The 14,765-nt window shown below is 73.4% G+C and carries 6 protein-coding genes; 4 read left to right on the forward strand and 2 right to left on the reverse strand.

Annotation, left to right across the window (positions count from 1 at the left end; genetic code table 11):
- The gene (locus tag OG559_RS29655; protein ID WP_405109993.1) at nt 1-3,726 is read right to left on the reverse strand and encodes a DUF6603 domain-containing protein; all 3,726 of its coding nucleotides are present in this window, start codon (nt 3,724-3,726) and stop codon (nt 1-3) included.
- Nucleotides 3,727-3,772: 46 nt separating this feature from the next.
- A complete protein-coding gene (locus OG559_RS29660; protein ID WP_405109996.1) occupies nt 3,773-8,137 on the reverse strand; it encodes a hypothetical protein in 4,365 nt (1,454 codons plus the stop codon).
- 332 nt (nt 8,138-8,469) lie between these two features.
- On the opposite strand from OG559_RS29660, the gene sthA reads away from it, so the two are divergent.
- From sthA to OG559_RS29680, 4 genes are all read left to right on the forward strand, one after another.
- A complete protein-coding gene (gene sthA, locus OG559_RS29665) occupies nt 8,470-9,873 on the forward strand; it encodes a Si-specific NAD(P)(+) transhydrogenase (protein ID WP_405109999.1) in 1,404 nt (467 codons plus the stop codon).
- Nucleotides 9,874-10,254: 381 nt separating this feature from the next.
- Complete coding sequence (locus OG559_RS29670) at nt 10,255-11,448, forward strand: cytochrome P450 (RefSeq protein ID WP_405110001.1); 1,194 nt, start codon at nt 10,255-10,257, stop codon at nt 11,446-11,448.
- 42 nt (nt 11,449-11,490) lie between these two features.
- Nucleotides 11,491-12,951, forward strand: coding sequence for a M28 family peptidase (locus tag OG559_RS29675; RefSeq protein WP_405110004.1), 1,461 nt, complete (start codon nt 11,491-11,493; stop codon nt 12,949-12,951).
- 78 nt (nt 12,952-13,029) lie between these two features.
- A complete protein-coding gene (locus OG559_RS29680; protein ID WP_405110008.1) occupies nt 13,030-14,094 on the forward strand; it encodes a methyltransferase in 1,065 nt (354 codons plus the stop codon).
- The last annotated feature ends 671 nt before the right edge of the window (nt 14,095-14,765 follow it).

The following is a 14,765-nucleotide window of genomic DNA, read 5'->3' on the forward strand; positions in this document are numbered from 1 at the left end:
TCAGGACACCTTCTCGGGTTCGGGCAGGGCAATGGTCGGTTCTGGCACGTGGACGCCGGCCCGGCGGATCAGCCGGCCCCGGTCGCCACCGGGGGCCACCTCGGCGGCCTGGGTCGCGGTGGGCAGGGCGGTCACCGGTGGGCGTACCCGGGCGGGGGCCTGGCGTCCCCGCCGGCCGGCGGGGTGCGGGGTGCCCCGGCCGGCCAGCCAGGACGGCCCGGCGTCGCGCAGGCCGAGGCCGGCGCCGGTGAACCGGGCCGCCCCGCTGGTGCGGGCGCTGGCGTTGGCGGCCGGGCCGGTGGCGGCGAACAGGGCCAGCAGCCCGCCCGGTACGGCGTCGGCGGCCGACAGCGGGTGCGCCGCCGCCGGCATCTCCCGGCCGGCGTCGTCGGGGTCGTCGATGATCACCCGGTCGTAGGCGCCGTCGCCGTCGAGCCCGGCGAACACGGTGCTGCCGTCCGCCGGCAGGGCGGTGCCGTCCGGCAGGGCCACCTCGCGGCCGGCCTCCAGCCGTTCGAAGCCGGGGGTGAGCACCCGCTGCTCGGGGGTCAGGTCGCGGAACTGGCCGGGGGCGAAGTCGTCGAGGATCGGCGCGCCGAGAGTGCCCCGTACCGTGTCGTCGCCGGTGCCGGCGCTGACCTCGGTGAGGGTGAACCGGTTCGGGCCACGGAGGCGGGAGGTGCCGATCCGCTGCAACTCGACGTCGAGGGGAAGGACGTTCTGGCGTACGCCGAGGGCGGCCCCCGGGGAGAGCAGCAGCGCTCCCCCGGCGTCCTCGACCGCCCGCAGGGCCACCGGCTCCGAGCCGATGGCGGCGGCCCGGATCTCCCAGGCGTCCGGGGTGGACAGGGCCGGCTGGAGCAGGTCCGCGGCGTTCAGGTAGGTGGGTTCGGGCTGGTCGGCCTTCTTCCCGTCGGTCCAGTCGAGCTTGGCCGACACCTCCCACCACAGGAACTTGATGCGCGCCTCGCCCCAGGCCCGCCAGGGGCCGGGACCGCTCACCCCGATGAACAGCCGGATGACCAGCAGCTCGGTGCCGTCGTAGGTCAGGGCGACGTACGCGCCGATCTCGGCGGTGAACCAGAACGGCTTGAACTGGAACAGCACGTCCAGCCAGGCCCGGCCGTCGAGGACGAACCCGGCCGCCTCGAAGCGCATCAGCAGTTCGGCGCCGAACTGGGCGGTGTTGCTGGTGACCGCCAGGTACGCGTTGAGCGTGATCCCCTTGCCCAGCTTCAGCAGCTTGATCTCGAACCGCTTGAGCGACGGGAAGCCGGCTGGCGGGCAGAACCTCGGGTGGAACCCGCCGATCGACAGGGCGAACGACTTGTCCCCGCCCCACCGGGCCCGCAGGGCCATCTCGCCGGAGACCGGCTGGCCGAACAGGTTGGAGTCGATCAGGGCCGCGTCGAGGCTGATCTCCTTGCGGGCGACGTCGACGATGCCGACCGAGTCCAGCCGGAGCCGGCCGGCCGGCCGGAAGTCGATGACCAGCTTGCCGAGCAGCAGCACCCGGACCGGGTCGGGGAACTCGACCAGCACGGCCAGGTCCGCGACGATCTGGCCGGAGAGGAAGTTCAGCCGGACCATCGCGCCGAGCACGGTGCCGGTGGGGTCGACCGGGAAGATCCGGCTGAGGGTGGCGATCACCGCCGGGGCGCGGCCCACCGGGTCCTCGGGGAACAGCAGCGAGTCCAGGGTTCCGGCGCGGGCGGCGTTGCGGACCTCCTCGGGGTTGCTGCGCCGGTTGTGCCCGACCACCAGGCCCAGGCCGGTGATCGAGATGCCCCAGAACAGCATCAGACCCGGGTACCACTGGAAGGTGCCGACGACCAGCATCGAGAAGGTGTGCTCGCCGTCGGCCTCGGCCAGTCGGCTGCCGTCCGGGTTGCGGGTGTTGAGGATCGCGGTGGCCTGGAGCACGAAGCCCCGCATCGGCGACAGCCCGTCCTTGGCGGCGATGCCCAACTGGAGCGCCCCGGCGTACATGCCGCGCGGCTCGTCGATGAACAGGTAGCCGCCGCCGTTGACGAAGCCGTTGTCGATCCGCAGCCCCACCCCGTCGGGGGCCTTGAAGCGGGGCACCAGGTCGGCGCCGCCGAGGTTGCCGGTGCCGGCCGGCAACGCGGGCGGGAAGGTCAGGTCGGCGCGGATGCCGATGTTCTCCACGACCGCGTGCAGCGGACCGATCTCGGCCCGGACGGTGGTGGTGACGGTCAGGCCGACGCTGGCGGTGTGCGTGCTGGCCGCCAGCGCGACCCGCAGCCCCTCCAGGTGTACGCCGCCCAGCGAGAGGTGCATCGGGTACTCGGCGGTCAGCGCGGCGGCCCCGGACAGGTGCAGGCCGGTCCGCAGCGACCAGCCGAGGCCGAGGTCGAAGCCGAACCGCAGGCCGTCGGCCGGCAGGAGCCGGGCCAGCAGCCCGTCGCCGTCGCCGGCCTTGACCACCAGTTCGGCGCGGCCGGCGGCGAGCATCAGCTCGATGTCGTCGCGGCCGGTGCCGAGCGCCGCCCGGCCGCGCAGCACGAGCTGCCCGATGGCCAGGTGCGTGCCGTCGGGCGCGCCGATGACCCAGCCGGGCTCGTCCTTGGGCGCGATCCTGGCGACCTCGGCGGAGAACTTCACCGCCGGGCCGCCGCCGGCGACCGTCACGCCGGCCGAGTTGATCGCGATGGCCGGGCCGGCACCGGCCAGGTCGGCGGCGACGTTCCAGCGACCGAACGCGCCTTCGAGGTGCGCCTCGCCCGTGGGCGCGACGATCCCGGTGAGCAGGCCGTCCCAGCAGGCCAGGGCGAGGGTGACGCCGAGGCGGAGCTGGGCGTCCGGGTCGGCGTCGACGTCCGCGCCGGCGTGCGGCACGCCGTGGATGTCGGACAGGGCGGGGCGCGGTCCCGGCTGTCCGGCGAGCACGGCCGGCTCCCCGGTGCCGGGCGGCCCCGCGACGGCGAACCGGACCCGGAGCAGCCCGTCCGCCAGCCGAAGCCCCGCCTCGCCCTGGTCGGGGCCGATACCCGGCCGCACCCCGTGCGCGGCGTCCACCCCGAACGCGCGCAGCGTCGCGGCCAGCCGGGGCAGCAGCCGCGCGGCCAGCGCCTCGACGGCCTCCGGGGTGCCCCAGCCGGCCGGCGCGTACAGGTCCTTGAGGTACCCGCCGGGGTCGGCGACCAGCTCGACGAGCCGCTCCAGGTGCAGCTCGTCGCGGTGGCGGGGCAGCCGGATCGGCGCGTCGCCGGCCGGCATCGGCGGGCTCGGCGGCAGCTCGACGCCGGGGGTGACCAGGCCGAGGAGGGTCAGCAGCGGCACCGTCCAGGGCGCCCGGCGCAGCAGGTAGGTCAGGATCAGGTGGTCGACCAGGTCGTCGACCAGCGCCTCGGGCAGGCCGTCCACCGGGGGCAGCTTCCCGCGCAGCGTCGGGGGCAGCGTGCCGACCTGCCCGAACGCGGTGCCGGCCGCGGTGGCGATCTTCTTGAGGTCGGCCAGCGAGTCGGGCAGGCCGTCGGCGATCGCCGCGTCCAGCGTGTCGACCGCCGTCCCGACGGTGCCGACCCACGTCTCGAACGTGTGCGCGTCGACCCCGCTGATCGCCTCCAGGTCCCAGCCCAGCGCCCGCATCAGCCGGGCCCGCCGCCACGGGTCGTACGAGCCGAGCACCGGCTCGGCCAGGATGCGGAGCTCGCCCCAGAGCAGGGCGAGGACGTTACGGTTCCGCTCGACGTCGTCGCTCATGCGTCCGGGTCTCCTTCACTGCGGTGGTGGTCATGACGCCGGGGGCTCATCCGGTCACCCGGGCCAGCTCGCCGGTGTCCAGCCGCAGCGAGCCACGCCGCGACGACAGCGTCCGGTCGGCCGCCGGCAGCGCGGCGACCGGGAGCTGGTAGGTGGTGCTGCCCGGCCACGCCGGCCAGGCCCGCACCGCGGCCAGCGCGGCGGGCAGTTCGGCGTCGGCCGTGGACCCGGCGACCTGACCGATCGCGGTGATCAGGGCGGTCTCGTGGGCGTCGGTCCAGCCGGTGGGCGGGCCGGTGAAGTTTGGCCCGAGGGTCCGGGCCACGGTCAGCACGGTGCGCAGCTCGGTGGCGGCGCGGGGCACGGTCCGCTGCTCGGGCGGCTCGCCGGCGACCGGCGGCCCGAGGGCGACGAGGTGGTGTGCGCGGTACGCCTGCCAGCAGGCGAGCTGGGCCACCGCCCGTTCCGAGGTGAACAGGTCACCGACCCGGACCCGGCGGGGATTACCGTCCGGGCCGGGCACATCCGGCACCGTCACCGGGGCCGCGCCGGGCGGGTCCCACGCGGTGCTGAGCAGGTCGTGCAGGCCCTGGCGGGCGAAGCGCCAGATGCTGTGCCGGACTCCCCGCTGGGTTCGCAGGCCCGTCGTGAAGCGGTGCACCCAGTGCCAGCCGCGCAGGTCGAGCAGCTCGACGACGTTCTCGATCGGCTGGCCCGCGCCGCCGGTGTGGTCGCTCATCGCGGGTCGGGCCCGACTGACCCGCAGCTCGGGGTGCAGCAGGGCGCTGCCGTCGACGCCCCAGCCGGGCGTCGCGGACAGCCCGGCCAGCCCGCCCATGGCCTCGTACGCGTCGCGGTCGGTGGCGCGCAGCGCGGCCAGCCAGGCCCAGAGCTGGCCGGGTTCGGTGCGCCAGTCCGGTCGGGGCGGCAGGGTCACGGGCGTCGTACGGGGCCCGTCCGCCGGCCAGCCGAACGGGCCGATCCGCAGCACCCCCGCGTCGGTGCCGTCCAGCACGTCGAACCAGCCGCCGGTGGAGCCGGGCCGGGTGTTCTCGGCGACCGCCCGCAGCACCTTGAAGGTGGACAGCCGGCGGCGGGCCGGGTCGGCGGTCGCTGGGTCGGCGTTGCCTGCGGCGGCGACCAGCGCGGCCAGCGACGGCCCGACGGCCTCCCCCTCCCCCGGCGGGATCAGCGCCTCGGGAAGCAGTTCGACCGCCGGCTCGACCAGCGGGCCGGCCCAGTGCGGTGCGGCGGGTCTGCTGCTCCAGCCGCCCAGCGGGATCAGCTCGGGGTGGTTGGCAGGCGCGGGCCCGGCACCGGCCGGGCGGCCGGTCACCACCCGCGAGTAGAGCCGCTGGTCGGCCGGGTGGGCGGTGTCGGCGCGCCAGACGTTTCCGGCGGCGAGTTGTTGTGGGCTGCCGCCGGCGACCTGCCACGCCTCCACCACCACGGGGCAGCGCCAGCGCTTGTCCAGCCAGTGCCGGACGGCGAGCTGGGTGGCCAGGTCGGCCACCCCGGTGACCGGTCCGGGATAGCGCTCGGCCTCCGGCACGTCGACCGGCGTCAACCGGTCGGAGTACCGGGTGGCGGGCGCCCCGGCGGGTTCGTGGGCGACCCGGGCCGCGCGGGCGTACGTCTGGAACTCGCGGACCGCCCAGTAGGTCGTCGAGTCGAACTCGCCGGGGTTGCGCGCCGGGCCGAACCCCAGCGTGGCCAGGTCGGCCTGCAACCGGGTCACCCACCGGTCGGTGACCAGGGCGGGCGGCCGGTCTGCGCCGTCGTAGTGCGCCTTGGCCCCGGAGCGGGCGTCGTGGTCGTCGGGGCGCAGCACGTAGCCGTACGGCGGGTCGGCCAGCAGCGAACAGCCGTACGACAGGTCGATGGTGTATTTGGTCAGCGCGGCGGCCCGGTTCTCCGAGGGCAGGTGCCACCAGAGGCGCTGGGTGGCCGACTTGCCCTCGCCCGCCGGCCAGTTGAAAGTGATCTCGCCGAGGTTGTTGTGGCCGACGATCTCCTTGCCGTTGCCCCATTTGCCGAGGTACCCGTCGAGGTTGCGGGCGGCGGCCAGGTACTGCGCCAGCGCCTGGTCGCGGGGCAGCCCGGTCGGGTCGAGGACGCCTTCCGGTGCCCCGTCCCGCCGGACCGTCGGGTCGGCCTCGTCGTGGTGGGCGAACTGCACCTGGATGCTCCACTCCGGCGGGCGGCTGAGCAGCTTCAGCCGGTCGTACTCGCTGACCGCGGGCCGGCCGGAGACCCACCATTCGGAGACGGCGTCGGCGGCCACGCTCACCTGGACACCGGCCTGGAAGCGCCGGCCCTGCCGCTGCTCCTCCTCGTTGGCCCAGCCGACCAGGTCGATGCGGCCGAGGCTGTCCAGCAACGGCACGTAGCCGACGTCGTGCAGCATGCGGGTCAGGAACACCTCGTTGCGCAACGCGCTGGAGACGAAGCCGGCGATCACGCCCTCGGTGCGGTTGACCCCCTGGAAGGGGTGGGCCGGGTCGGGGCCGCAGGCGTACGGCAGCGTCGCGGAGTAGCGGATCCGCTCGGCCGAGCCGAAGTGGATGTCGCCGCCGAGCATGACGATCCGCCGGCGCCGGACCCCGTCGGGGCCGGGCGGGGCGGCGGAGAGCAGCCGGCCGAGGAACTTGTGGGTGGCCGCGTCGCTGGTGATCCACGCGTCCTCGGCGTCGGCCTCGTACCGGCCGGCGAGGGCCTTCATGGCGGGCTGGGCCACCTGTTCGAGCAGCGGCATGCCGAACACGGCGACCGGTTGCGCCAGCACGGTGACCGACTCGTCGTCCAGCACCCCGCCGCCGCTGATCATCTCGTTGAGCGGGTGGTCGGCGAGCAGCAGCCCGCCGGGGTGCTCGGCGCCGGCCGGGAACTCCCGCCAGGTGCGGGTGTCCAGGGCGACGAGCTGGTAGCGCGGCCAGGTGACCGTGAAGTGGTAGGTGAGCGCGCCGGCCGGGCGGACCGGCCGACTGTCGGTTCCGACCGCGGTGGGCAGGCCGAGGCGTTCCCGCAGCCGCAGGTCGTCCACCGCTCCCGGGGCGGCCAGCCAGCCGCTCAGCGCGGCCAGCAGGTCCCGGCCCGCCTCGCCGGCCGCCCCCTGCTCGGCGAACCGGTCCGGCGTGTTGCCCCAGGCCTGGAAGACCGCGTACGCGGCCATCGCGTTGCGCACGACGCGCCGGCCCAGCTCCGAGGTGATCACGGCGCCGGTGACGAACTCCCGGGTCATGTTCCAGTCGTCGGTGACCTCGTGGTCGTCGGCGACCATGTACGTGGGCACGTTGGCCAGCAGCCGGCGCACGGCCACCAGCCCGCGCTGGAAGTTCATCAGCCGGATGGTCTGTTCCCGCCACCGCAGGTAGCGGTGGATGATCTTCTGCTGCTGGCTGCTGGCGTCGTAGGCGCGACCGGCCAGCAGCCGGTCGTAGACGGTGTCGCCGGGCCCGCCGCCCTGCGGGTCGCGCAGGATCCGGGTGTCGGCCGGGAAGACGTGCTCGAACCTCGGGTACGTCGCCGGCCAGAGCTGGTCCGACCAGGTCAGCAGGTACATGCAGGCGTACTCGCGCAGCGACATGAGGTGGCTGTCGGCCTCGCCGGAGGTGAACTTCGCGTCCCGGGCCAGGGCCACCGCCCGGTTCCCGGGGGTGAACAGCCGGTCGGCGGGCGGACTGGTGGAGCCGTCGGGGAGCAGCTCCGGCGGCAGGCCCAGGGCGGCCCCGATGCCGGGCGACGCCGGGACGGCCGGCAGCCCGTCGCGGGCGGGGACCGCGTCGTGCCCGTGCACCATGGACAGCAGGACGTCGGCGACGTCGTCGGCGTAGATCTGGTCACCGCCGAGCACCAGCTGGTGCGGGCGGAGCGTCGGGTTCCCGCCGGCCGCCGCGATGATCGGGTCCAGCACGGCCAGCGCGTCGTGGCCCTCGCCGTGCGGCTTGCGGCACGACCCGTGGAAGATCCGGAGCTGCCCGGGGTCCGCCGGGGGCGTCACGAAGCTGGGGTACTCGGGCGCGCCGCCCTTGTTCAGCGGGTCACCGGCGTAGCTGAGCAGCGATCGGGCGGCGGTCCTGTCGGCGGCCACCGCCCCCGGGGCCAGCAGGCTCGACCAGGCGCCGGTGGAGCCCGGGAAGGACAGGTCGTAGCCGTAGAGCCGGCCCTGCTGGAGGCCACCGACGGCCTGGACGGTGGCCACGTACAGGTTGCCGCCGAGTCGGACTGCGGCCCGGCTACCCGTGGCCACCGTGGCACCAGGGGCGAAGTCCGGACCGGGGCCCACCTCGAACACGGTGAGGGCGACGGTGCAGGCGGACCGGACGGCGACGAAGACCGCCACGCTGCCCGGGTCGACCCGGCGCACGATCGGCCCACAGACAACGTGGGGTGGTCCGCCCGGAGCGTCCATCGTCGAGGTTCCTTTCGCAGTTCCACGGCCGGATCCGGCCGTGTGGGTCGGTGCACCGCGCGGGCCGGCGGGGAGTCTCACCCGTCGCTGCCGGCGGCCGCTGATTCGCGGCACGGTGAACGCGCCACGGCCGCTGCGGTAGCGGCGCACGGCAGTCTGTCCGGCGGTCGCGCCCGTCCACCAGAGACGGGTGTCCCGGGTGCTCGGGACGCCCGCCGCTCGGCCGTACGGGCAGCGGACCCCCGGCCCGTTCGGGCGGCGGCGTCCCGGTGCAGAATGAGCGGCTGCCGACCCCACTGGCGGGGGTTGCGTCAGCTTGCGAGGCTTACGCCGTGTATGACTACGATCTGTTGGTGCTGGGCTCCGGGCCCAGCGGTCAGAAGGCCGCGATCGCCGCCGCCAAGCTCGGCAGGCGGGTCGCCATCGTGGACCGCCGCGACATGATCGGTGGGGTGTGCATCAACACCGGCACCGTCCCCTCCAAGACGTTGCGCGAGGCCGTGCTCTACCTGAGCGGCATGAGCCAGCGGGACCTGTACGGCAGCAGCTACCGGGTCAAGGAGGACATCACGGTCAGCGACCTGGCCGCCCGGACCCAACATGTGATCAGCCGGCAGACCGACGTCATCCGCAACCAGTTGGCCCGCAACCGGGTCGCGCTGATCACCGGCACCGGGCGGTTCGCCGACCCGCACGCGATCTGGGTGGACGGCGGTTCCGGGCAGGAGTCCCGGATCACCTTCGACCGGGCCGTCATCGCCGCGGGCACCCGCCCGGCCCGCCCGGACAGCGTCGACTTCGACGACCGCACGATCGTCGACTCCGACGGGGTCATCAACCTCGAGGCCGTACCCCGCAGCATGGTCGTGGTCGGCGCGGGCGTGATCGGCATGGAGTACGCGTCCATGTTCGCCGCGCTCGGCACCAAGGTGACCGTGGTGGAACGCCGCGACCGGATGCTCGACTTCTGCGACGAGGAGGTCGTCGAGTCGCTCAAGTACCACCTGCGCGACCTGTCCGTGACGTTCCGCTTCGGCGAGGAGGTCGCCGCCGTGGAGAAGCACCAGACCGCGGCGCTGTGCGTCCTGAAGAGCGGCAAGAAGATCGTCGCGGACACCGTCATGTACTCGGCCGGCCGGCAGGGCCAGACCGACGACCTGGCGCTGGAGGCGGCCGGGCTGGCGGCCGACCGGCGCGGCCGGATCGCGGTCGACGCGAACTACCGCACCACGGTGGACCACATCTACGCGGTCGGTGACGTGATCGGCTTCCCCGCGCTGGCGTCCACGTCGATGGAGCAGGGCCGGCTGGCCGCGCAGCACGCCTGCGGCGAGCCGGTCCGCGAGCTGCACGAGTTGCAGCCGATCGGCATCTACACGATTCCCGAGATCAGCTTCGTCGGGAGGACCGAGGAGCAGCTCACCGACAGTTCGACGCCTTTCGAGGTCGGCGTCGCGCGCTACCGCGAGTTGGCCCGCGGCCAGATCGTCGGCGACTCGTACGGCATGCTGAAGCTGCTCGTCTCGCCGGACGACGGCCGCCTGCTCGGCGTGCACGTGTTCGGGACCGGCGCCACCGAGATCGTCCACATCGGGCAGGCGGTCATGGGCTGCGGCGGTACGGTCGACTACCTGGTCGACATGGTCTTCAACTATCCGACCCTGGCCGAGGCGTACAAGGTGGCCGCCCTGGACGCGTCCAACAAGATCCGCAACATCACCCGGATCGACGGCTAGCAAATACGCCCGGCTATACGTCGGACGTATCGCACAAGGTTCACCATATGAAGGTCGGCGCATTGTTCGACGTCGAACGTTGACACCCCGAAGCTCCTGTGGCAGGTTGACAAATGGCACGGGGGCACCCACCCTCTGAAACTTAATCTCGGCGTTTTCGCCGTTTCGGGGTGTGGCACTCCTGGCCTCGTCCTACCCGTATCACGGATTACTGCCGGGTCGCCGTCAGCTTCACCGACGATCCGAGAGCCGAGCGGAAGGGGGGCCCAAAATGCGTTACCTCCACTGACATGTCGCGCTGCCGCGGCCGTCCGGCGCGTCCGGGCGGCCGCGGCGCCATGTGCCCGCGAACAGCCCACCACCTCGGAAGGGATGTCTCCTGTGGCGGACGAGGCCACTGCTGCGGTGCGTGACCCGATCTACGATCCACTGGCCCCGTCCGTGATCGCGGACCCGTACCCGTACTACCGGAAACTCCGGGAAACGAATACGGTCCACTGGCACGAGTTCCTGGATTCCTGGGTCGTCACGGGGTATGCGGAGTGCCGACAGGTGCTCGGCGACACCACAAACTTCGGCTCCGACTTCCGGCGGATCGGTGTCGAAATCCCGGACACCCAGTTGAGCGTGCAGTCACTCGATCCTCCCGAGCACGGCGCCATTCGGCACCTGCTCGTTTCGGCATTGCACGAGCAGCCGCTGACCACCGTGCGACAGCAGTTCGCGACGATCGTCGCGCGGCAACTCTCCGACCTGTCCGGGCAGCCCGGGGCCGTCGACCTGGTGAGCCGGTTCGCGCGCCCCGTCGCGCTGCGGACGATCACCGCCTTCCTGGGCGTGCCGCCGCCCGACGGCGCCGAGTTCGAGCAGTGGTCCAACGCGATCGTGCGGAGCATGGACGCCGGCATCGAACCCGCCCGGGCGGAGCCGGGAAACCAGGCGCGGGCGGAGCTGAGCCGGCTCGTCACGCGGTGGCTGGCCGACGCCGACGAGCGGGGATTCGTCGGGGCGGCCCGACGCGCCGCCCGGGCTCAGGACGTGCCGGCCGCGGTGCTGGCCAACTCGTTGCGCGCGGTGCTGCACGCCGGTTACGAGTCGGTCAGCCGGCTTTTGGGCGGCGTCCTCGCCCGGCTCGTCCGGCACCCGGAGCTGCTGGCCGGCCCGGCGACCACCGACGAGGCCCTCATCGACGAGCTGATCCGGTTGGACGGCCCGGTGCAGGCCGACGCGCGGGTGTGCGTACGCGACCGGGCGGTCGGCGGGCAGGCGGTGCGGCGGGGCGACGTGCTGGTGCTGTTCATCGCGGCGGCGAACCGCGACCCGGCGGTCTTCCCCGACCCCGACGCCGTGCGGCTGACCCGGCGCAGGGGCCTGCACCTGGCGTTCGGGCGGGGCGCGCACGCCTGCCTGGGGGCCGGCCTGGCGACCCTCCAGCTGCGCGAGGTGCTGGGGGCGCTGCGCGCGGGCGGGCTGCGGCTCACGCCGGCCGGCCCGGCGACGTACGAGCCCACGGCCACCCTGCGCGGGCTGGCCGAGCTTTCCGTATCGGTGCGCCAGTCGCACCAGGCTGACTGACCGTGCCCGACCACAACCGGAGGTGTCGTGCGTAGCGTGAGGGTGTACCACAGACTGGCCGGGCTGGTCGGCGCGTTGTTGCTGGCCGGCGTCGCCCTGCCCCCGGGCGGGGCCGCCCGGGCCGCGCCGGGTTCCCTGGCCGACCGGCTGGCGGCGACCGTCACCGGCGCCGGGGTCCACCGTCACCTGGCGGCGCTGCAGCACATCGCCGACGCCAGTGGCGGCGACCGTGGTTACAACCGCGTCGGGTTCACCCGCTCGGCCCGGTACGTCAGCACCGTGCTGCGGGCCGCGGGGTACCAGGTCGTGGAGCAGACCGTCCCCTACACCGACTTCGACATCACCACCGAGCGGCTACGAATCGACGGGGCCGGCGGGGACGTGCCGGTGCTGATGACCCGGTTCACCCCGTCGACGCCGGCCGAGGGCATCGAGGCGCCCGTGGCGGCGCCGATCGACGGGCGCACCGGCTGCGACCCGGCCGACTACGCCGGCGTCGACGCCGCCGGAGCGATCGTGGTGCTCGCGCGGGCCGCCTGCGGCTACACCCGCCAGCAGCAGGTCGCCGCCGGCCTTGGCGCACGGGGGGTGCTGCTGTACTACGTCACCCCGTCCCCGGAGAACAGCTACCGGTTCCACGCCTTCAACCCGGAGGCGTTCACGATCCCGACCGCCTCGGTCGCCCAGCGGGACGGGGAGGCGCTGGCACGCGCCGCGCGCGGCGACGGTGCCCGCGTGCACCTCACGCTGCGGGCCCGGGCCGTCGCCCGGACCACCGTGAACGTGCTCGCCGAGACCACCGGTGGCGACCCGGACAACGTCGTGCTGCTCGGCGCCCACCTCGACAGCGTCCCCGAGGCGCCCGGCATCAACGACAACGCGGCGATGGCCGCCACGGTCCTCCAGGTGGCCCTGGCGCTGGCCAGCCGCCAGCACGCCGTGACCAACAAGGTGCGGTTCGCCTGGTGGGGCGCGGAGGAAATGATCAACGTCGGCTCCGGGCACTACGTGGCCGCCCTCTCCGGCGACGAGCGGCGGCGCGTCGCGGCCGTGCTCAACGGGGAGCTGATCGCCTCGCCCAACGACGGTCGCTTCGTCTGGGACCCGGGGACCGGCGGCGGACACGTGCTCGCCGACCTGTTCGCCGGGTACTTCGACCGGCGGGGGCTGCCCTACGAGCGGACCGGCCCCGAGTCCGTCGGGTCCGACCACCTGGCGTTCGAGGCCGTGGGCATTCCGACCGGCGGGATCGACGGCGGCAACCTACAGGTCAAGACGCCGGCGCAGCAGGCCCGCTTCGGGGGCCTGGCCGGGCAGATGTTCGACCACTGCTACCACCAGCGCTGCGACCGGCTCGACACCCTCAACCGGCGGGCCCTGGACGCCAACGTTCCCGCCGTGGCGTGGGTGCTCGGTCGGCTGGCCGACGACGTCCGGGACGTCCGGGCGGCGACCGCTGCGGGGCCGGACCGGCAGGTCGCGTACCCGCCTGTCCGGGACTGAGCGGAGCCGCACCGGCCGGCTACGCGTCCACGAAGGGCGGGCGGCACCGATTCCGTACGCGCGAGAAGGGGCCCGACATTGGAAGTACCGCCCGATCCTGCCCAGGTCGAACGTCTCGCCACGCTCCTTCAAGGACACGCGGTCACGCAACTGCTCGCATCGGCGGCTCGCTTCCGGATCCCCGACCTGTTGGCCGAGGACGCCCTCCCGGTCGCCGGCATCAGCGCGCGGACCGGAATACCGGTGTCCGCGCTGAACCGGTACCTGCCGGCCCTGGAGGGGCTCGGAATCGTCCGGTGCGAGCCCGACGGCACGTACCGCGTCACGCCGCTCGGACGGCTGCTGCGGAGCGACACCGGTTCGCTCCACGGTCAGGCCCTGATGGCCGGCGACGAGTACTACGGCGCCTGGCAGGAACTGGACCACTGCCTGCTCACCGGCGAGTCGGCGTTCCACGCCCGACACGGACGCGGGCTGTGGGAGATGGCGGCGGGGAAGCCGGACCTCGCCGCCGGCTTCGCCCGTACCATGCGCTGGAACTCCGCCCGCGCCCTGTCCGACGTCCTCGCGCTCTACGATTTCACCGCCGCGCGGCTCGTGGTGGACCTGGGGGCGGGGGACGCCACGTTGCTGTGTGGTGTCCTGGCCCGCTACCCGAAGGCCCGGGGGCTCGCCGTCGAACAGGGTTCGATGGCGGCACACGCCGCAGCGACCGTACGGGAGGCCGGCCTGGACCAGCGGTGTGCCGTGCAGACCGGCGACATCCGCCGGGCGGTGCCGAGCGGTGGTAACGTCTACCTCCTCAAGTCGGTCATCCACAACTGGCCGGACGCTGCCGCCGTGGACATTCTGCGCACCGTCCGGGACGCCATGCCGGCCGGCAGCCAACTGCTCCTGGTCGAGAAGGCCCACGACAGCGCCGACCCGCAGGCGGCGCTACGGGATCTGACGATGATGGTGCTCTTCGCCGGCCAGGACCGCACGCCCGCCGAGTACCACGCACTACTCATCCGGGCCGGCTTCACGCCCTCCGCGCCGCGACTGGGCAGCTCCGGGATGTGCCTGATCGCCGCCACCGCCGACAGCGTCGGCCACCGCGACGCGGCGCGGCCCATGCCGAACACCGGGGAGCCGCCGCGCTGACGCCCCCTGCCGAACAACAGCACCGGGAGAACGAAGACCTCGAATAGCCCGAGACCACGACACGCGGGGTTGAAGATCACGCCGGGCCGCATCCTAAATGGGCGGGTCGACGGCAAATAGCATGGCAAGAGAACTTGGTCTACCGCTTGCGAGCCCACACCGGCGCGCACCGCTCTTTGTCGGCAAATGTGCGGACCAGGACAAGTGCGACGAGTGCCTGCGGCAGGCTCCGGCAGTGATCCGGAGCAGTCGATCAATGACCGCATCGCAACGCATGGATTCACTGGCCACACCACTCATACACGGTCACCCTGACGCAGGGTGGATATGACGAATACTTGCGGCGAGCGTTACGGTCATGTTACTTTTTCGCCTGCCGAGGAGTTGGCGATTGTCAATCGGTAGGCAACGACGTTTCGAACCTCCGAAAGGATCTTATGAGACCGAGGTGAACAAGCGCTCGCGGCTGCTCCCCCGCTCCGGCCGCCGCCACCGCGAGCACCCCGCCCAGCGCCGTCACCGCTTCAGCCTCGACGGCGCACACCTCCATCGCCAACCTGGTGGGCGGGATACGCCAAGACGCGTTCGGCGGAACCACCGAGAAGGGAAAGCCGGTCCGACAGCACCACCACAACGACGGACCATCCGGCGGTGGGAGCAACTCCCCGGCC

Source organism: Micromonospora sp. NBC_01405, from assembly GCF_045040155.1.
Taxonomy (GTDB): domain Bacteria; phylum Actinomycetota; class Actinomycetes; order Mycobacteriales; family Micromonosporaceae; genus Micromonospora.

What these genes read in the sequence shown, in the direction of transcription:
- OG559_RS29655 (WP_405109993.1), bottom strand. Translation starts at nt 3,726, where the DNA reads ATGAGCGACGACGTCGAGCGGAACCGTAACGTCCTCGCCCTGCTCTGG.
- OG559_RS29660 (WP_405109996.1), bottom strand. Translation starts at nt 8,137, where the DNA reads ATGGACGCTCCGGGCGGACCACCCCACGTTGTCTGTGGGCCGATCGTG.